The organism is Sphingobacterium thalpophilum (assembly GCF_901482695.1).
GTDB classification, from domain to species: Bacteria; Bacteroidota; Bacteroidia; order Sphingobacteriales; family Sphingobacteriaceae; genus Sphingobacterium; species Sphingobacterium thalpophilum.
In genome coordinates, this window is sequence record NZ_LR590484.1 from 5,429,503 (window position 1) to 5,449,730 (window position 20,228).

The window sequence follows — 20,228 nt, forward strand, 5'->3', positions numbered from 1 at the left end:
GCTGACAACAAAAAAGGCAAACTTCAAAAGCTTGCCTTTATTCTATTAAACTTGGATTCTGCTAAAACGCTACATTGTTCTGAAAATGTTTTAAGAACTTCCGCTTATCCAGTTTGTAAAGCCTTGCCGCACGGTAGGCAACTCCTGTTTGCACCTCGTCCAATTCTTTTAAGAACCCGTAGTTTTGCATTTTCTTCCTAAAATTACGTTTGTCCAAAGTTTTGTTTAGGATACTCTCATAAACTAGTTGCAATTGCGTGAGTGTAAATTTCTCGGGAAGCAATTCAAAAGCAATTGGTTTATAAGCCAGGCGACGCTGCAATCTTTCCAGACATAGATCCAAAATCTGCTTGTGGTCAAAGGCTAGCTCAGGCACATTGCGCACAGGAAACCATTTGGCCTGTTTCATATAGTTTGTAACGGGCTTGGTTTTCAGCTTCGTATTGTCCAGTTGGATCAAGGCATAGTATGCAACGGTCAGAATACGACCCTTCGGATGTCTTTTCAATCCAGCAAAAGAATGCAGCTGGTCCATAAACACATCCTTCAGACCTGTATTTTCATACAAAATTCGCTTCACAGCATCTTCCATCTCTTCATCATTGTCAACGAAAAAGCCTGGCAATGCCCACCAATCCTTAAAAGGATATTCATTTCTTTCTGTAAGTAGAACTTTGAGTTCTCCTTCATGAAAGCCTAATATGACGCAGTCTACTGTAAAATTACTATACAAAACTTCTAAATTTATTTATGTGCACTATTTGAGCTAAATTTATCGGCTACTAATCATCGGGTTACCTGTAACAATTATACGCTTCCTAAACGTGATGCGCAAAAAAATAATGAAAAATTTATTCACAGTGTAGAATATACACTATAAAAATCCTATATTCGTAAAACCTAAAATATAGAGTGTGATAAAAGAAATAAAAAAAATAGGCGTATTGACATCTGGCGGTGACGCACCCGGCATGAATGCCTGCATTCGTGCAGTTGTCCGCACTGCTCTTCACAAAGGGCTTCAGGTAACCGGTATTTATCATGGTTATCAAGGTCTTATCGATGCAAACTTTAAGGAAATGGACACCCGTTCTGTTAGCAATATTATTCAACGGGGAGGCACAATATTAAAAACCGCACGCTGTCTGGAGTTTAAGACAGTTGAAGGACGCAAACAGGCGTATGACAATTTAAAGACTGCCGGAATTGATGCTTTAATCGTTATCGGAGGGGATGGAACATTTACTGGGGCCAACTTCTTTTCCAAAGAGTTTGAGGTACCTATTGTAGGTATCCCCGGTACGATTGACAACGACTTATATGGATCGGATTATACGATTGGCTACGACACGGCCAATAATACGGTGATTGAAGCCATCGACAAAATCAGAGATACTGCGGCATCCCACGAGCGCCTTTTCTTTGTAGAAGTCATGGGAAGAGATTCGGGCTGCATTGCACTGAACGCCGGAATTGCGGGGGGGGCTGAGGCCATTCTACTTCCGGAGAAAGAAACAGCCATCGATGATCTGATCCATCACCTTGAAGATGGGGCCATCAAAAAGAAATCTTCATCAATTGTAATTGTTGCTGAAGGTGATCAGAATGGCGGGGCCTATTATGTCGCAAAAAAAGTAAAAGAAAAATTTAATCATTACGACACGAAAGTTAGTATATTAGGGCATCTGCAACGTGGTGGAGCGCCAACAAGCTTTGACCGCGTGCTAGCTAGTCGATTGGGCTTTGCTGCAGTCAATGAAATTCTGGCAGGCAATACTCGGGTTACTGTTGGCCTCCGTGGCAATGAAATCAAGACTACTCCAATCGAAGAAGCAATCAGCAATAAGGAAATTAAGCTTAGCCCTGATCTGTTGGAAATGGCTGAGATTTTATAATACACAATTAAAGCAGTTATGATAGCAGTAGTATATAGTGGTTCTCGATTTTCGGACTGGCGACTGGCCGACAAAGGCAGGATAACCACTGGATTCCGGATGAACGGCATCAACCCCTACCTTCAGGATGAGCGGTCCATACTACAGCATTTAAATAGAAATACCAATTTGATCAACAATGCCGAAAAAATAAAACGGATTTATTTTTTCGGAGCTGGTTCCTCATCAAAGGAACGGAAAGATAAGGTCAAAAATGTTTTCGAGCGTTTTTTTGTCAATGCCAAAGTTAAGGTAGAGCATGATGTGATTGCTTCGGCAATTTCAACTTTTGGTGATGAAAAAGGCATTATCGGTATTATCGGCAGCGGTTCAAACGCGGCTTATTACACCGGAAAAAAAATAATCGAAAATAACTATGGCTTGGGGTATATCCTTGCCGACGAAGGGGCAACCAACTGGAATAGTCAGCAGCTGCTAAAACATTATATGACGGATACGCTTCCGTTGGATCTGAAAGAAAAATTAGAGAAGGAATTTACACTCGACAAAAAGATGGTACTGGAAAAGGTATACATCGCTCCGCAGCCTACTAATTTTTTGAATTCATTTACGGATTTTGTCCTTGCGAATAAAGATCATCTTTTTATCAATCAGCTGATAAAAAATGGATTGCGCACATTTATGAAAACGTATATCAAACCTTTAATGAAAGAGTATCCGGACAGTGATGTAAACTTTACAGGTTCTGTAGCGTTTAACTATGAGCACATACTGCGGGAGGTTGCCACAGAGGAGTTTAATATCGGTATTGGCACTGTAGTAAAAGAGCCGATACACAATTTAATTAAATATTATATCAATAAAAATTAAGAATATGAAAATTGGAATTAACGGATTTGGCCGCATTGGTCGTTTAGCATTCAGAGCTGCTATCAATCGCCCAGAAATTGAAATTGTTGGTATCAATGACTTAGTTGAGCCTGATTATATGGCATATATGTTGAAATACGATTCAACACATGGCAAATTTGATGGTACTGTAGAGGTAAAAGATGGTCACCTGGTTGTCAACGGCAAGACTATCCGTGTTACTGCCGAGAAAGATCCCGCTAACTTGAAATGGAATGAAGTGGGCGCTGAGGTTATCATCGAGTCTACAGGTTTCTTCTTAACACAAGAATTAGCACAAAAACACATCGATGCCGGTGCAAAAAAAGTGGTTATGTCGGCACCTGCAAAAGATGATACACCGACATTTGTTATGGGTGTAAACCACAAAGAACTGAAAGCTGATCAACATATCGTTTCAAATGCGTCTTGTACAACAAACTGTTTAGCTCCTATTGCCAAAGTCTTGAACGACAAGTTTGGTATCGTTGAAGGCTTAATGACGACAGTACATGCGGTAACAGCTACCCAAAAAACGGTGGATGGACCTTCAGTAAAAGACTGGAGAGGTGGCCGTGGTGCTTATCAGAACATCATCCCTTCTTCTACCGGTGCAGCGAAAGCCGTAGGCTTGGTTCTTCCTGAGCTCAAAGGTAAATTAACAGGTATGTCTTTACGTGTTCCTACTGCAGACGTTTCTGTTGTTGACTTGACTGTTCGCTTAAATAAAGGTGCTTCTTACGAAGAAATCAAAGCTGCGATGAAGGAAGCTTCTGAAGGGGAATTGAAAGGCATTCTAGGATATACTGAAGACGAAGTCGTGTCGACGGACTTCTTAGGTGATTCCCGTACATCGATCTTCGACGCTAAAGCTGGAATTTCGTTGAATGACAACTTCGTTAAAGTAGTATCTTGGTACGACAACGAGTGGGGTTATTCAAACAAAATCGTTGATTTGGTACTTGAAGTCGGTAAATTATCTTAATAATTATCACGAAGACTATTTCCAAGGGCTATTCGACGTGAATAGCCCTTTATTTTTTCCTATTAGGAATCAATCAATTGCCGATTAAACACAAAAAAAAGACTGTGTGCTTTTCATAATTCGGTTCAAAGCGTCTATATTTGCAGCATCAATAAGGCAAAGGGCTAACATTGAGGTGCCATAGCTCAGTTGGTAGAGCAAAGGACTGAAAATCCTTGTGTCGCTGGTTCGAATCCAGCTGGCACCACCTAGATAAGCAGAACGCGAAGTTCCTGCTCATTGAAAACATAAAGAATTCCAATGCGAAAATAGCTCAGTTGGTAGAGCACAACCTTGCCAAGGTTGGGGTCGCGAGTTCGAATCTCGTTTTTCGCTCACCTGCCTAGGTGGTGGAACTGGTAGACACGCAGGACTTAAAATCCTGTTCGCCCTAAAGCGAGTGCGGGTTCGATTCCCGCCCTAGGTACGAAGAAAGCCTCACTGGATCAGTGAGGCTTTCTTCGTTTACCTGCTGCGCCGCCCTCAGTTCTCCATCATAATTTCTATGCTGTGCAAAACTTTAAGGAGCTAGCCATTGTCCCCTGATAAAGGGTTCCCCTGACCGTAATAAGTTAGACAGATAATGTTATTATGAAAAAAGGAAACATTTACATCGGCACATCAGGATGGCACTATAAACATTGGAAAAGTATATTTTATCCCAAAGATCTTAATGAGCGCGATCAGCTCGATTACTACGTCAGAAACTTTACCACTGTAGAGATCAACAATTCCTTCTACCGGCTACCCGAACTGGACACTTTTGTAACCTGGTATAAAAAAGTTCCGGATAGTTTTATTTTCTCTGTAAAAGGGAGCCGTTTTATCTCCCATCTTAAAAAGCTCAAAGTCGATCAGGCTACAGTCACGGACTTTATACGGCGAGCAGAAGGCTTACAACATAAATTGGGGCCCATATTGTTTCAGCTACCGCCAAGCTGGAATGTGAATATTGAGCGTTTCCGGGATTTTTTATTGCTGCTGCCTGCCCAACACCGCTTTGCCTTCGAGTTCCGCAACCACAGCTGGAACAGTTCCGCCATCTATGAACTACTGGATAAACATGGCTGTGCTTATTGTATCTATGATCTGGCGGGATATCAGAGTCCGGTCAAGGTTACTGCCGATTTTGTTTACATTCGTCTACATGGCCCTGGAGAAAAATATCAAGGTAAATATGACGACACGAGCCTGAGAGAATGGGCAGAACGTTGTACTTCCTGGCAAACCCAAGGCAAAGATATATTCGTCTACTTTGACAATGATCAAAATGCATACGCGACAGTCAACGCGGCAAGCTTGGCTGCAATGACGAAAAGCAGCTTTCCAAAAAGCTGAGCGGTGGGTAATTTTAATTTTGCTCTCTTACCTTTAATTTGAGGTGGAGTGTATGTTTACCCGCTTCGAGTGAGATTACTCGTCTATCCTCACAATCAATAGGTGGATAGAATGTCGCTGATGCATTTGCTGGGATTTTGACTTCGTACCGCACAAAACCATTACTAGACTTCCAATGGGAAGAAATCTGGCCATAAGGTGAATCATAGCTGATCGATGATTCCGCTAAACCTTCAGGGAAAATGGGCTTCAAAAGAATATGCTTAAAGCCGGGGTGCGCAGTATCCGGCAGTATGCCCCCTATCGATTTATAGAACCAGCCGCCAATTTCACCAAACATCATGTGGTTATCTGAAATGTCGCGTGTGGCTTTGAGATCCCAGTTCTCAAGCAAGGTCGTTGCCCCATTGACGATCCACCACCCCCAAGATGGATAGGTATCCTGAACCGCGACTTTATACGCTGTGTCACCGAAGCCATTGTCCTTTAGCGCCGTTAATAGTGCTTTTGATCCAAGCACGCCCACATCCAGATGATAACCTGTTTCCACTACCTTTTTATTCAGATTTGCAGCAACGGAATATTTCATTTCCTCGGGTACTACTCCCCAGTATAAGGGGACACTCAGTTCGGTTTGTGTGCCATTGCTGTAGATGCCTTTTGAGACATCCAGAAACTTGGCGTTGATGGCATTTTTGATTTTATTGCTCAACGCCTCGTATTTCAACTGATCCGCTGTTTTTCGGAACAATTTAGCTGCGCTGGCTAATATAGTTGCATCCGCGTAAAAATAAACCGAGGAAGTGAGCTCCAGATTTGATACGGACTTAACAGGCACCCAGTCTCCCCTACCAAAGGTGGTCAGGCCATTGGGGCTGATGCTGTCCACATAATCCACATACCTCTTGATATTCTCATAACAGGACGCCAGCAAACTGGGGTCACCATAAAATAGATAGGTTTGCCAAGGGATGATGGCTATCGTGCTGGTCCAATCCAATCCATTTGCAGTTCCATATCCCCATCCTCCCGTCGGAATAATATCGGGCAACACGCCGTTGGGCTGCTGTTCGTCCCGATGATCGGCCATCCATTTTTCATAAACCGTAATGGCGTCGAAATTGTACAGTGCTGTTTCAATGGCCAGATGCCCATCTCCTGTCCAGCCGTTCTTTTCACGTTGGGGACAGTCTGTCGGATACCCCATCAAATTGGACAAGTAAGCATTATTTGTTGCTGCCCACAGACGGTTGATCAATGGAGAAGATGTTTTCAGATGTCCGACAGGGCTTACATCGCTGTGCATAAAATAGGCAGTAATGGATGAGCTATCCAATACAATTGGCTGGCTGCTGTTGATCTCAACATAACGGAATCCCTTATATCCAAATTTTGCCATAAATTCGTCTTTCTCACGGCCGCTGAGTGTCAACAAATCTGTTTGAAAAGGCTCCAGTTCTTTGTTGCCCCTGTAGTAAACATCAATATTGGATTGATCCACATGGCCATCTTCAAGAAGACGTTCCCCATGTTTCATACGCACAACCGTTCCCGCTGGCCCGCCAACTTTTATTCGCGTCACGCCAGCCATATTTTGTCCAAAGTCGAATACATACGTATTAGCATTTATTTTTTTGACTGCTTTTGGCACATAGGATTTGACCAGACGGATGGGAACGAGCAGCTGGGATACTAGCTGCGAAGATGGCGGCTTCCGATACCGGACAGCTTCCCATTTGGAATCATCAAATTCGGACCGATCCCAGCCCGGCATTTCAAGACGCGCATCATAGTGTTCACCAGTATAAATATTATTATAACGAATAGGTCCCGCAGATGTCTTCCAGCTCTTGTCAGAAATGATTGTCTCCTCTGACCCGTCCTGATAGACGATACGAAGATCCAGGCGAAATGCTGGCCGGTCTCGCCAAGGTGCCTGATCAAAGTTCCAAACTGCTAAAGGCTGATGGTTATACCAGCCATTTCCCAATATAACTCCAATGGCATTTTTACCTTGCCGAAGCTGCGCCGTCACATCTTCCACAACATACAACGTCCGTCTATCGTAGCGCGTAAACATAGGGTCAAGACGATGATCACCGACCCTTCTGCCATTGATCGACAGTTCATAAAGACCAGCGGCAGCGATATAAATCCGGGCGGATTTGATCGGTTTGTCCGCACCGAATGCTCGTCTAAAATAAGGAGCTGACCGTTCATGCCTATCGTGCTGGTCACTGATCCATTTTCCTTTCCAGCGGTCCGCCTGCATCATTCCCGTCTCAAAGGAAGCAATTGTAGAGGTGCAGTCTTTCCCGTACTTATCCCAAACACGTACTTTCCAAAAATATTTCGTCTGCGGTTTCAATACATTACCTGCATATTGTACAAGCATGGCTGCACTTTTCTGTATCCCGCTATTCCAGACATCCGCTTTATCTTTTAAGAGTGCAAGAGAATCGCCATCGACCATAACCTGATAGGCTGTTTGTAAAGCGCCCTGCCGGTTGTCATCCAGTTGCCAGCTTAATCTGGGAGCCGCTTGATCCACCCCTAAAGGGTTTTGAAGATGTTCACAGGTTAAACGAATAGGTAGACATTGTTGCATTTGCCGCCCGTTTACGACAGTAGCTGTACATAGCATGAGTATCGATAATATCTTCCGCATTTTGGTCTATTAAATTGTTTTAGCTATTCTAATAACTAAAGTATCAATTATTTTTTAAGATAGCGAACTATGCTGCACTGTCCTGCTTATTTCAAAAAATTAATAGATATCATTGTTTTATTCATTCAAATTATATTATCTTAGCATCAGCTTTAGGGGTGTCTGCATATGCAGGCTGAGATTTTACCCTTAGAACCTGATCCAGATCATACTGGCGTAGGGAAAAGTGCGATGTCTACAGGATACCTAGTGTATCTTTTTGTGGCCATTCCTAAAGTGGTATTAAACTAATAATTAGGAATGGAACTTACGATCAATCATCAAACCCGTTTTTTCGACCCCGCCCCCCACTCTTTGGAAGAGCTTTTACAGGCAGAACTAGCAGACAAAACACAAGGTGTCGCAGTCGCTGTCAATAACCGTGTTGTACCACAGCATATTTGGGCCTCCACACCGCTGAAGGCCAACGACCAAATCCTTCTGATCACCGCGACACAAGGTGGGTAAACTATTTCAAAAGAAAGTCTTTCACACAGCACTAATTTCCTTACCATGACATCACAAAACATCACACAGACACCCTTTCCGAATTCCAAAAAAGTTTTTGTTCCCGGAACACTTTACCCCATCCAGGTAGCAATGCGTCAGATCCAGCTCAGCTCGACAAAGCTGAGCAACGGCCAGGAGGAGTTCAATCCGCCCGTTACCGTCTACGATACATCTGGACCTTATACCGATGAGAATACCGCCATAGACATACGCAAGGGGCTTCCTCGTCTTCGTGAACAATGGATATTGGACCGAAATGATGTCGTCCAGCTGGATGGAATCAGTTCGGAATACGGAAGAAAACGACTTGCCGACAAGTCTCTTGACAGCTTGCGCTTCGCCTACAGTCATAAACCGAAAGTCGCCGACAAAGGCAAAAATGTGACCCAGCTGCACTATGCGAAAAAAGGCATTATCACGCCAGAGATGGAATATGTGGCCATTCGTGAAAATCAGCGTATAGACCAGCTCGCCAACTGTACCCCCGGAATGGATCAGCAGCATCAGGGCGAGAATTTTGGTGCCAGAACTGCTGGAAAATACATTACTCCCGAATTTGTGCGTGAGGAAATTGCGGCGGGAAGAGCCATTATTCCCAATAACATCAACCATCCCGAAAGCGAGCCAATGATCATCGGCCGCAATTTTTTGGTAAAAATTAATGCCAACATCGGTAACAGTGCCGTAAGTTCGAGCATTGAAGAGGAGGTTGAAAAAGCAGTATGGGCCTGCCGTTGGGGTGCTGATACGATTATGGACCTGTCGACCGGTAAAAATATACACGAAACACGTGAATGGATTATCCGCAATTCGCCTGTTCCAATCGGAACAGTTCCGATCTATCAAGCACTTGAAAAAGTAAAAGGTGTGGCCGAAGATCTGACCTGGGAGATATTTCGGGATACATTGATTGAGCAGGCAGAACAGGGCGTTTCGTATTTTACAATCCATGCTGGGGTACTGCTGCGCTATATTCATCTGACAGCCAACCGCGTGACCGGCATCGTTTCCCGAGGAGGGTCCATTATGGCCAAATGGTGTCTCTTCCATCATCGGGAAAACTTTCTTTACACCCATTTTGAAGAAATCTGCCAGATTATGAAACAGTATGACGTGGCCTTCTCTCTGGGTGATGGTTTACGTCCCGGCGCCATTGCGGACGCCAATGATGCAGCACAATTTGCCGAACTGGAAACCTTGGGTGAATTGACAAAAATTGCCTGGAAACACGATGTTCAGGTGATGATCGAGGGGCCAGGTCATGTGCCTATGCAACTCATTAAAGAAAATATGGACAAACAGCTGGCCTGCTGTGACGAGGCTCCCTTCTATACATTAGGGCCGTTGACCACCGATATTGCTCCCGGATATGACCATATTACCTCTGCGATCGGAGCGGCGATGATCGGCTGGTATGGATGTGCCATGCTCTGCTATGTGACCCCTAAGGAGCATCTCGGCCTTCCCAACAAAAAAGATGTTAAAGATGGTGTCATCACCTACAAACTGGCAGCTCATGCGGCTGACCTGGCCAAGGGTCATCCCGGCGCGCAATACCGGGATAACGCACTCAGCAAAGCGCGATTTGAATTCCGCTGGGAGGACCAATTTAACCTATCGCTCGATCCTGATACGGCACGTGAATATCATGATGAGACCTTGCCGGCCGACGCCGCAAAGGTAGCCCATTTCTGTTCGATGTGCGGTCCAAAATTTTGTTCGATGAAGATTACACAGGAAATCAGAGACACTGCGGCACAGGGTATGCTCGAAAAATCACAGGAATTTATCGCCCAAGGCAAGGAAATTTACTTATGATCATAGCGCTGACCGCAGAAGAAACCGTTGTAGGCGAACTGGAAATCATCCCTGCTCTTTTTGAGCAGGGACTGGACCTCTTACATTTACGTAAATATCATTTTACGGATGCGCAGATGTGCCGATACATCGCATCTATTGGTGAGCAATACCATTCTAGGCTGGTCCTTCACTCACATCCCCACCTGTCCGCTGCTCTCGGCATTTACCGTGTTCACATAAATGAGCAAAGGCGGTCGCGCGGCCTATTCGACAAGCAGTTCGCCAACTGTATCTGCTCCACCTCAGTGCATCAGATACAGAAGTTCAATACCTTGGAAGACTGCTGGGATTATGCATTTTTAAGCCCGGTATTTCCCAGTATTTCCAAAAGTGGTTACGGAGAGCGGGATACGGTATTGGATCAATTGGCTTTTCGCTCCAATTTCAACGTAAATTTAATTGCTCTGGGCGGAATCACAGCGACAAACTGCCTCCTTGCTCTACAAGCCGGTGTAGATGGCATAGCGCTACTGGGCAGCTTATGGTGCCAGCCCGACCCCATACAAAATTTTATACTATGCAAAGAGACACTCTCCCAAGACTACAATATATTTCACAGGGGCTGACATTTGCCCAACAGAAGACCAACATATTGCGCGCATTGGACGCGGGGGCAAAATGGATTCAGATCCGATGGAAGCAGGCTGACGAGAAGCAGTTAGCGGCGTTGGCGATACACACCATGCAAGCCTGCGATCAATTTGGGGCTAAATGTATCATCAACGATGATGTGCAACTTGCTAAAGATCTGGATGCCCACGGTGTGCACCTGGGCCTGGATGACTGCGGCATCGCCGTGGCCCGGCAGATTTTAGGTCCCCAAAAGATCATCGGCGGGACGGCCAACCGCATTGAGGACGTACAGCAGCGCATTAGTGAACAATGTGACTATATCGGTCTGGGCCCCTTTAAACATACCCGCACAAAACATAAATTAAGTCCCTTGCTCGGTATAGACGGATACAAGAGCATGATGGAAGTGATCCAACATGCAAGTCCCTTCGTTCCTCCGATTTTCGCTATCGGTGGCATTGCAAGCCTAACGGACATCCAAAATTTATTGGCCACTGGAATATACGGTGTTTCCCTCTCAGGACTGCTGACAGAGACACCTCAGCTTATATCATCTATTCAAAACTTTTTATCATGCACACACTACAAATAGCCGACCGCCATTTTGACTCTCGATTGTTCCTGGGGACAGGCAAATTCGGCAACCTGGATGAAATGAGTGAAGCGATTATGGCTTCAGGAACACGACTGGTTACTGTCGCCCTTAAGCGGGTAGATCAGAACACTTTGGAAGACGATCTCATTGGCAGACTGAACCGTATGACAGTCGATCTACTCCCCAACACTTCTGGAGCGCGAACAGCAGAAGAGGCGGTTCTGGCTGCACAATTGGCCCGGGAAGCGCTCGAAACCAACTGGGTAAAACTGGAAATTCATCCCGATCCCCGGTATTTACTGCCCGATCCGGTTGAAACTTTGCGGGCGACCGAGACACTGGCCAAAATGGGGTTTGTCGTCATGCCTTATATCCATGCGGATCCTGTACTTTGTAAGCGTCTAGAGAATGCAGGAACAGCTGTTGTCATGCCCTTAGGTGCCCCAATCGGAAGTAACAAAGGCCTTCGCACCTTAGATTTTTTAGAAATCATCATTGAGCAAAGTACCGTGCCCGTCGTCGTGGATGCAGGGATCGGCTCGCCTTCCGATGCCGCGAAGGCAATGGAAATTGGAGCCGATGCGGTTCTCGTCAATACCGCCATTGCTGTTTCGGACAATCCATCCGAGATGGCCCGGGCGTTTAAGGATGCAGTTAACGCTGGCCGGAGGGCTTATGAAGCGGGCTTGGGTCCTGTAGTTTCCCGTGCTGTAAATTCAAGTCCTTTAACTTCTTTTTTATTTGATTAATAGCGAATATGAGCTCCTTTAAACATGTATTCCAACAATACCATTGGGAAGACGTTCAAAAGAAAATTTATAACACTTCCGAACGGGACGTACAAGACACTTTAAGCAAAACCCATCTAAACCTATCGGATTTTATGGTGCTTATTTCCCCTACCGCCACCCCTTATCTGGAACAGATGGCTGACAAAACCCAAAAAATCACTCAGCGTCGTTTTGGAAAAACCATCCAACTCTATGCGCCACTTTATCTCAGCAATGAATGCCAGAATATCTGTACCTACTGTGGATTTAGTATGGATAATAAAATTAAACGAAAGACTCTCAACAACACCGAGTTAATGCTGGAGGCAATGGCTCTCAAATCCATGGGGATCGAGCACGTATTGTTGGTCAGTGGAGAAGCGAATAAAACCGTTGGTACAGACTATTTTATAAACGCGATACAGTTGTTAAAACCATATTTTTCTCAAATATCAATCGAAGTACAGCCGCTGGAGCTGGAGGACTATAAACGGTTACAATCTGCGGGTGTATATGCCATTCTGGTTTATCAGGAAACCTACCATCAGGAGGTATACAAGACCTATCATCCAAAGGGCAAGAAATCAAATTTTGACTACCGTCTGGATACTCCGGACCGCATCGGACAGGCTGGCATTCATAAAATCGGGCTGGGCGTACTTTTGGGTCTCGAAGACTGGCGGGTGGACAGCTTTTTCGCCGCGGTCCACATCGATTATTTAGAAAAGCAATACTGGCAAACCCGCTTTTCAGTCTCTTTCCCGCGACTGCGACCGGCAGCAGGCTCAGAGGCGCCCAATTTCCATCTTTCTGACAGACATTTATTGCAGCTCATCTGTGCCTACCGTCTGTGGAATGAAAATCTGGAGATATCCATCTCCACACGCGAGAACGAGAACTTTAGAGATCATATCATCCCAATTGGCGTGACAACCATGAGTGCAGCCTCCAAGACAAATCCCGGCGGCTATGTCGTCGACCCACAGGCCTTGGAACAATTTGAAGTCAGTGACGAAAGAGATATGGAAACAATAAAAAAACAGATCCGTAAAATGGGTTATGCGCCGGTTATGAAAGACTGGGAGCGTACGTATTCGGGGATAATACAATAATTTATATGGAGAAGGATCCTATTTTCGAACGCTACAGCAGACAAATATTTATTGAAGAAATTGGTGTTTCAGGACAGCGGAAAATCATGAGCAGCAAGGTGTTGGTCGTCGGCGCCGGCGGGCTTGGAAGTCCGGTATTGCAATATCTGGCTGCCGCCGGCGTTGGCCAGCTTGCACTTGTGGATTTCGACAAGGTCGAAATGCATAATTTGAACAGACAGGTCATTCATACAGAACAACATGTCGGTACAGCGAAAACGGTGAGTGCAGCCAAACAGATCCTACAGCTTAATAGCGCCCTTGATTTTCAAGCCTTTCACATTAAAATCGAGGCCTATAACGCCTCAACAATGCTTGCGCCATACGATATTATCGTCGATTGCTGCGACAATTTTGAGACACGGTATTTACTGAATGAAACCTGCCTAATACTCAACAAGCCATTGGTGTACGGAAGCATACATGCCTTTGAAGGACAAATGGCAGTATTTAATTACAAAGGCAGCAAAAATCTACTGGACCTTTTCCCTATCGCTCCCGCTCCCGGACAGGTTCCCAACTGCGATATGAACGGAGTTCTAGGCCCCCTTCCCGGAATAGTGGGCAGCATGATGGCTATGCAGGTACTTAAAATCGCCGCGGGCCTACCAGTAGATAGGGATCAATTAACGCTTATTGACACCTATCATTGGCGCTTTAGTCAGATAGAGTTTTAACAGTGGCGTCAAATTTCGGGTTAAATAGTACGTCGAACGGATCACATTTGTGGAAGTTGGCCAAAAATGCAAGCGAAAAAACAAAATTCGCTATTTTTAGTTATATATTAGCAGGCTTAACATGTCAACTATACATTCGGAATGAAAAAAGTATTGTATCCACTACTCCCCCTTGTTTTATTGCCCTTATTCTCCGTCGCGCAGGAGAGCACAATCACGGCAGATGACCTATTTTTGAAAGCCCGAAAAGTAGCTTTTGACACGAAGGATTATCCGCAGGCCATTCAACTGGCAAAGCAAGCACTCACCCAAGCTCCTGATTATACAGATATCCGTATTTTTCTGGGTCGGCTCTACACATGGTCCGACAAAATTGATTCCGCGCGAACGATCTTTACCGATCTGGATAACAAAAAAACTACAGATGAAGACTTTTTTCTGGCCTATGCCGCTCTGGAGTATTGGAACAACCAGGCTGATAGGGCAACTGAAATAACCGATAGGGGCCTCAATATACATCCTGAGTCTCAGGATCTGCTGCTGCTTAAAGCAAAAATCAACTACAGCACAAACCATTATGAGGTAGCCGAAAATGCTGTGCGACAGTTGTTGAAAATCAATCCAAAAAATGCTGACGCGAGATCGCTTGCCAAAAACATAGAAGAATATACCGCAAAAAATGCGGTCGGCCTAACCTACAACTTCGTCTATTTTGATAAGCAATTCGATGACAACTGGCATATCCTGGGCTTGAGTTACAAAAGGGCGACCAACTTTGGATCTCTTATTTTCAGAACGAATTATGCGAATAAATTTGCAGAAAATGGTGTGCAGTTTGAGCTGGAAGCATATCCACGTCTTTCAAAAATGTTTTACCTGTACTTAGGAGCGGGATACTCCAACAATGTGGGCATTTTTGCCAAATACCGGACTGGAGCATCGATTTATGCTAATCTTCCCAACAGTTTCGAAGCGGAAGTAGGCTACCGTCAGCTTTATTTTAGCGACAATATCTGGATGTATACAGCCTCAGTAGGCAAGTATTATCAAAACTATTGGTTCAACTTACGAACCTATCTTACTCCAGATGAGAAAAATATCTCACAGTCCTATACAGGCACTGTCCGTTATTATACAAAGGGGGCAAACGATTATCTCGGTTTCATCATTGGTACCGGTCTAAGCCCCGAGGAAAACAGAAACAATCTATTGGATAATGCCTTATATAAACTAAAAACATTCAAAATAGGTGGTGAATATAACCTTTCAGTCCGGCAAAGCAATTTGTTTTCTGTCTCCTGCACCTACTACAACCAAGAATTCAGGCCAAACGAAAAAGGCAATCAATTAGATATTATTTTGGGCTATATTCGCAAATTTTAAGGCTTGCGCAACTTATTGAAGTAGCTGATAAATACGCTATCCGGTAACAGCTGCTTCTCTGTATAAAACAATTTGTTTTTGCGCTTAAAGAGTTCAAATTTTCGGGATAAGGATTCCAGGACTGCAGGTTCGTCAGCTAGTTCTGCATTGAGCTTTCCATCCAGCCGATAAAGTTGTCCTTCTGAAAAGTGATAATTACCCAGCAAAAAATCGATAAGCTGGTTTTTACTCTGCATCATGGCAATACCATCACCTTCTGCTGAAATACCCTTATCCAATCCCCGTCCGATCCATGCTACCTGATCCGGTGTATTTAAACCGTAATTTTCGCGGTAATAGGCCAATATAGAAGGGGCTACATCAAAATGACTCACAATATGACGAAAATTATGAGATGTCTTTAGTAAAGGCGAATACAATAATAAAGGAACGTGATAACGGTCAATTTTGCTCTGCAACGGTACTTCAGGCATAGCGTGGTCTCCTGTGATCAGAAAAAGAGTATTGGCAAAATCGGGCCGCTTACTATAGGCAGTAAAAAATTGCCGCATTGCGTCATCTAGATTCAATACCGAAATAAGCTGCTTCCGGTTCTCCAAAGCCCATTTTTTGCGTTCTCCAGACAGATGAAGAGCCGCAAGCCGCTGGTCAAACAGCTGTTCATAGTGGCCGGCATTATTGATCAGGAAAGGATTATGTGTTGACAAGGTTAAAAGTACGTGAAAGTAAGGCTGTTCTGCAATATGTTGTACCTCTAACAATTTACTAAACACCGCCTGGTCTTCATATCCCCAGCTTTCGCCACTTTTTTCGGGCAGCTTTTTATACGGGGGACCAAAGGCATCCTGATCAACTAACGCGTCGATTCGATTGAACAGCATAAACTTTTTCATAAAATCAAAGTTTGAATGTCCACCGTAGAAAAAGCCAGTTTTAAAACCGTTTGCCTGTAGAATATTAAATAGATTAAAATTAGCGGGAAGACTATCCTGCTCCAAAAAACCGTGCATACCAAAAGGCAAAGAACCGGTTAAGGTCGGAAGGACGGAAAAAGTACGTCCAGAAGAACTTATATTATTCTCCCAATAAAGTGAATGCGACTTTAGGGAATCAATAAACGGAGTAAAGTTTCCTATATATCCATTGTCCGAACTGTAAGCATGCCCCAGCCCTTCAATAATAAGAACGACAAGATTGGGCGCTCTTTCAGATTTTTCCAGGTATGTCCCAAGAAAATCTCTAGTGTCCTCATTTTTTAAAAAAGGATATTTTACATTTATTTCTGTGGAAGATTCTTCTCTTTTTGAGAGGTAAGCTAACACTCCCGGATGCTCATTCACATAATCGGATAAATTGGAGTCAAAAAAATAACGCCACTTACTCCGGCTTGCATTGTTCGCAAATTCATCCCTCTCCAATTTTCCGTCAGAATATAGCGCTGGAGAAATAAAAAACGATAATAACCCGAAACCGATCAAAATCATACTCGGATATGCGTTTTTAAATGGTCGTTTATTGACCAGCCACAGTGGCGTCCAGGCGGCAACTATCAACAAAAGTAGCAAAGCAATATTAGTCAGGTTCAACATACCGCTGGCGTCAAGAATCTGTTTCATTTCGTCCGAACTGTAATAAAACACATCCGCTCCCAGCAGGTTTCGGGATTCCCCAAAATATAAAAACAGAATAAATTGCATCACTATAATAAATGAAAGTGACACAACCAACATCAATTTTGCCCAAAAACGGCTTACAAACTGAACGAGTAAATAAAGAACTCCCAAAACGGCTATCGACTGAAACACGAATAAGAGGTTGTCAATGAACAAATGACGCCCGGCATGCGTTTCGGCCAGCTGTACAAAACGGCTGTGATACCACCACCATTCTACGGCGATGGAGAACATGTATAGTGTAAAGAAGACCAAAAGCGACGGGCCCAGGAGCTGTAATGCAAAACTGAACTGGTTTCGGATATACTTCCATACCGGCTCGTTTGCATTTCGTTGCTGGAAGCCCTGCCTCGTCATTTCTCCCCAGCTATGTTTCTTCCGGAAGTAATCCGCTACTCCCTGCACGGCGGCCTTGACAACCAATGGATGAAAATAAAATGGTTCCAGAACCGCAGTAGTGATTAATGTCGACAGGTCACGCTTCTTACTGTAGACCTGATGGCTCACAAGATCCACCAAAATTGCATAAATTGAATATAGAATACCCGAAGCTAGAACAAGAGCAAACAATGCGAAGAAAAACGGCCAGTTTATAATTCCAAGTATAAAAAAGATCAGAAAAACAACATAACCAGAAAATTCTACCAGAGGTCCCAGAAATTCGAAGAAAAACCAATAAGGCATACTAATCATTCCCAAACGTCCATATTTCGGATTAAACAACAGTTTACGGTGCTTCCATAACGTCTCCATAGTACCCCGCATCCAGCGGTTACGTTGTTTACGTAATACATCTTTTGATTCGGGCACCTCAGTCCAGCACAATGGATCCGGAATATTCACCACTTCATAAGGTAATTTTTCCTCCTCCATATAACGCCGCATGCGAACGACAAGTTCCATATCTTCACCTACTGTATTACGGTCATACCCGCCACACGCTAATACGATCTGCCTATCGAAAGCACCAAAAGCGCCCGAAATCAAAATTAACCCCGACGCCCGTGACCATGCCATCCGCCCTAAAATAAATGCCCGTATATACTCCAAGGCCTGGGTGCGCCCTATCCACGTTTTCGGTAGATTTACATCCACAACCGTTCCGTTCACGACTTTACAGTTATTCGCAAGCCGTATGACGCCTCCACAGGCTATCACGCGTTTATCTGTTTGTTCTAAAAAAGGCTTGGCTAACCGTAGAATAGCATCCTGCTCCAAAATACAATCTACGTCAATACAGACAATATAGTCTCCCGAGGAAATATTCACACCAACATTGAGGGCATCAGCCTTGCCTCCATTTTCCTTATCAACAACCACCAGTTTTTTGAACGCCGGATTTTTGCTCTTATAAATTCCCCGTATCGGTTTGGTTTCGATGTCTCCCTGCACGAAGAATGAGACTTGCTCGAGCGCATAAGCCTCTATGAGCTTGAGCATAGAATCGTCACGACTTCCGTCATTGACTATAATAATTTCCAGATTGTGATAGTACAGGGACAATAATGAACGTACATTTTCAACAATTGTCATACCCTCGTTAAAGGCTGGAGCTATTAAGCTGAATGTTGGCGCGTTGGGGTTCGTAGCAATGATGCCATAATCGGTGAAGCTATTATCATGCTTGTACCGAAACACAGCTCCGTAGGCATACAAGCCTATCCAAGTATAGATGATAAAAACAGCTGCTGAATAAAGCAGGAATAACCAAACAACAATCTCATATACTATATGGCCAAATTCTAACATTGCTTCTCTTGTAACGCGTGGTTAATAATATGTGTAAGGGCAGTATCCTTAGTTGTTCCCCTTGCTATCTCGCGCAGATACTTTTCTTGTCCTAGGACAACCAGAACTTCTGCAGCGGCGATCTTAATTGCATTTTTTTCGCAGTGCAAGAGCTGTGTTTTTAGAAAAGACACACAATCCCTGCTTCTGGACTTTTTCATTGATTTTAAAATCTCAAGCTGCACATCGACAGGCTGCCCATTAAAACCGTTGATCAGCTGATCCATAGTTGTGCCGTTCTCTATTGCCTGCATAGTGCGGACTGCTTGTATACGAACCGCTGTTATTGTATGTGTCAACAGCCTTTGCACGGCATCGTACATGCTCATAAGCCTAAATTTGCGAATAAGTCTTAAAGTAAATATAACCACTGAAGCATTAGCGCTGGCGAGCCACAATGTAATACTTGGTTCGGATGCTTCCGGCACGATATGTATGGAATAGAGCAAACGCAGCTGTTGCCAATCGGACAAAGGACGATCAAAAGTATTTAGGAAGCTTAACCCCTCATAGCCCTTAAAGCTCACCAAAGCATATTGTGCTTCCTGATAAACGGCGGGTCTGGGGTCGTTCAATTTTGTTAAAATCGTAGGAATGGCCTCATGGACTGACATCGCGGCCAGCTCCTGAATGCCACCTGCAATCAGATAAGCTTCACGTTGACGCAACTTTCGCCAGGCCTCATCTTCCAGTTTAAAATCACTGAATAACTTCGCGATTGACTGCTTGGCAACGCCTGAAAATTTGCGCTCAGCATTTATTAGCAAATGTAAAAAGAGTTTCCGGAACGAGGGCTCACGTATATAAGTGGCAAATTTCACGTCACTATTATCGGAATCATCGCTTCCAACGATTGTCTTCATAATTTTATGCTCGATTATCTGCGTCCACAACTGCCTGTGATGAAGAATACGATAGCTGTAAAAACTATAACTCAAAACCGCGATGATTAACAACAACACGAAAATGAGCACCACGATGATGGCTACAATAAGTTCATGAAGCACGACCTGATGCTGCATACGATATTATGTTTATTTACTATTTGTTAATCGTTTGATTCTAAGCACAAGTTCATTCGGACTGAAAGGTTTGACCATAAAATCTGCTGCTCCGAGATCAAATGCGTCAACGACAACTTCTTCCTGGCCCATGCTCGACAATACTATAACCGGTATACTCTTCCCAAAGTTTTTTATGGCTGATAAAATTTCTATTCCAGAAGCAAAAGGCATCATAATATCGGTTACAATAAGGTCTAGATCCAGCTGGCTAATTTTTTCAATCGCTTCCTGTCCGTTGCGGGTTAAAATAACCTCATGTCCTTCATTTATTAACTTATGCTCCACGGTACGCAGAATCAATTCATCGTCTTCGGCAAGTAAGATCAACATAA

General features: G+C 44.0%; 17 protein-coding genes, 3 tRNA genes and 1 riboswitch. Of the genes, 15 read left to right on the top strand and 5 right to left on the bottom strand.

Annotation, left to right across the window (positions count from 1 at the left end; translation table 11 throughout):
- Window positions 1-61: 61 nt before the first annotated feature.
- Window positions 62-733, bottom strand: a complete 672-nt coding sequence (locus FGL37_RS23025) for an NUDIX hydrolase (protein WP_081817764.1) — start codon at window positions 731-733, stop codon at window positions 62-64.
- Window positions 734-917: 184 nt separating this feature from the next.
- Here FGL37_RS23025 and pfkA point away from each other — a divergent pair, with 184 nt between their 5' ends.
- The 7 genes from pfkA (at window position 918) to FGL37_RS23060 (ending at window position 5,145) form a co-directional block, all read left to right on the top strand.
- Window positions 918-1,895: a 6-phosphofructokinase gene (pfkA, locus tag FGL37_RS23030; protein WP_028068295.1), complete on the top strand. Its 978-nt coding sequence runs from the start codon at window positions 918-920 to the stop codon at window positions 1,893-1,895.
- A gap of 18 nt (window positions 1,896-1,913) precedes the next feature.
- Window positions 1,914-2,765, top strand: coding sequence for a hypothetical protein (locus FGL37_RS23035; RefSeq protein ID WP_028068296.1), 852 nt, complete (start codon window positions 1,914-1,916; stop codon window positions 2,763-2,765).
- Between the two features lie 4 nt (window positions 2,766-2,769).
- A complete protein-coding gene (gap, locus tag FGL37_RS23040) occupies window positions 2,770-3,768 on the top strand; it encodes a type I glyceraldehyde-3-phosphate dehydrogenase (protein ID WP_028068297.1) in 999 nt (332 codons plus the stop codon).
- 174 nt (window positions 3,769-3,942) lie between these two features.
- Window positions 3,943-4,015, top strand: a tRNA-Phe gene (locus FGL37_RS23045).
- Window positions 4,016-4,070: 55 nt separating this feature from the next.
- Window positions 4,071-4,143, top strand: a tRNA-Gly gene (locus FGL37_RS23050).
- 5 nt (window positions 4,144-4,148) lie between these two features.
- Window positions 4,149-4,234 (top strand) — tRNA-Leu (locus FGL37_RS23055).
- A gap of 164 nt (window positions 4,235-4,398) precedes the next feature.
- Entirely contained in the window at window positions 4,399-5,145 is a 747-nt protein-coding gene (locus tag FGL37_RS23060) for a DUF72 domain-containing protein (RefSeq protein WP_037532079.1), read from the top strand.
- A gap of 13 nt (window positions 5,146-5,158) precedes the next feature.
- Here FGL37_RS23060 and FGL37_RS23065 read toward each other — a convergent pair whose 3' ends face one another.
- Window positions 5,159-7,813, bottom strand: a complete 2,655-nt coding sequence (locus FGL37_RS23065) for an alpha-L-rhamnosidase (RefSeq protein ID WP_028068299.1) — start codon at window positions 7,811-7,813, stop codon at window positions 5,159-5,161.
- A gap of 144 nt (window positions 7,814-7,957) precedes the next feature.
- Window positions 7,958-8,053, top strand: a riboswitch (TPP riboswitch).
- A gap of 60 nt (window positions 8,054-8,113) precedes the next feature.
- On the opposite strand from FGL37_RS23065, the gene thiS reads away from it, so the two are divergent.
- The 8 genes from thiS to FGL37_RS23105 all read left to right on the top strand — a co-directional run bounded on the left by thiS (window position 8,114) and on the right by FGL37_RS23105 (window position 15,371).
- Window positions 8,114-8,320 carry a sulfur carrier protein ThiS gene (gene thiS / locus FGL37_RS23070; RefSeq protein ID WP_028068300.1) on the top strand — a complete coding sequence of 69 codons (207 nt, stop codon included), beginning with the start codon at window positions 8,114-8,116 and terminating at the stop codon, window positions 8,318-8,320.
- A gap of 45 nt (window positions 8,321-8,365) precedes the next feature.
- Window positions 8,366-10,180: a phosphomethylpyrimidine synthase ThiC gene (thiC, locus tag FGL37_RS23075; protein ID WP_028068301.1), complete on the top strand. Its 1,815-nt coding sequence runs from the start codon at window positions 8,366-8,368 to the stop codon at window positions 10,178-10,180.
- The gene (locus FGL37_RS23080; RefSeq protein ID WP_028068302.1) at window positions 10,177-10,788 is read left to right on the top strand and encodes a thiamine phosphate synthase; all 612 of its coding nucleotides are present in this window, start codon (window positions 10,177-10,179) and stop codon (window positions 10,786-10,788) included. Before thiC ends, FGL37_RS23080 begins: the two co-directional genes overlap by 4 nt.
- Entirely contained in the window at window positions 10,740-11,387 is a 648-nt protein-coding gene (locus tag FGL37_RS23085) for a thiamine phosphate synthase (protein WP_028068303.1), read from the top strand. The genes FGL37_RS23080 and FGL37_RS23085 overlap by 49 nt, the downstream gene beginning before the upstream one ends.
- The gene (locus FGL37_RS23090) at window positions 11,369-12,139 is read left to right on the top strand and encodes a thiazole synthase (RefSeq protein WP_028068304.1); all 771 of its coding nucleotides are present in this window, start codon (window positions 11,369-11,371) and stop codon (window positions 12,137-12,139) included. Before FGL37_RS23085 ends, FGL37_RS23090 begins: the two co-directional genes overlap by 19 nt.
- Window positions 12,140-12,147: 8 nt before the next feature.
- A complete protein-coding gene (thiH, locus tag FGL37_RS23095; protein WP_028068305.1) occupies window positions 12,148-13,272 on the top strand; it encodes a 2-iminoacetate synthase ThiH in 1,125 nt (374 codons plus the stop codon).
- A 5-nt stretch (window positions 13,273-13,277) separates the two neighbouring features.
- The gene (locus tag FGL37_RS23100) at window positions 13,278-13,988 is read left to right on the top strand and encodes a HesA/MoeB/ThiF family protein (RefSeq protein WP_028068306.1); all 711 of its coding nucleotides are present in this window, start codon (window positions 13,278-13,280) and stop codon (window positions 13,986-13,988) included.
- 141 nt (window positions 13,989-14,129) lie between these two features.
- Entirely contained in the window at window positions 14,130-15,371 is a 1,242-nt protein-coding gene (locus tag FGL37_RS23105) for a YaiO family outer membrane beta-barrel protein (protein WP_028068307.1), read from the top strand.
- Here the strand turns inward: FGL37_RS23105 and FGL37_RS23110 are convergent.
- From FGL37_RS23110 to FGL37_RS23120, 3 genes are read right to left on the bottom strand one after another with little or no spacing between them, the layout of a single operon-like run.
- A complete protein-coding gene (locus FGL37_RS23110; protein ID WP_028068308.1) occupies window positions 15,368-18,793 on the bottom strand; it encodes a sulfatase-like hydrolase/transferase in 3,426 nt (1,141 codons plus the stop codon). The two genes, FGL37_RS23105 and FGL37_RS23110, sit on opposite strands and share 4 nt — an antisense overlap.
- Window positions 18,787-19,854, bottom strand: a complete 1,068-nt coding sequence (locus FGL37_RS23115; protein WP_028068309.1) for a HEAT repeat domain-containing protein — start codon at window positions 19,852-19,854, stop codon at window positions 18,787-18,789. The genes FGL37_RS23110 and FGL37_RS23115 overlap by 7 nt, the downstream gene beginning before the upstream one ends.
- 12 nt (window positions 19,855-19,866) lie before the next feature.
- Window positions 19,867-20,226 (bottom strand): response regulator transcription factor, encoded by a 360-nt coding sequence (locus FGL37_RS23120; protein ID WP_028068310.1) that lies wholly within the window; start codon window positions 20,224-20,226, stop codon window positions 19,867-19,869.
- Window positions 20,227-20,228: the final 2 nt, after the last annotated feature.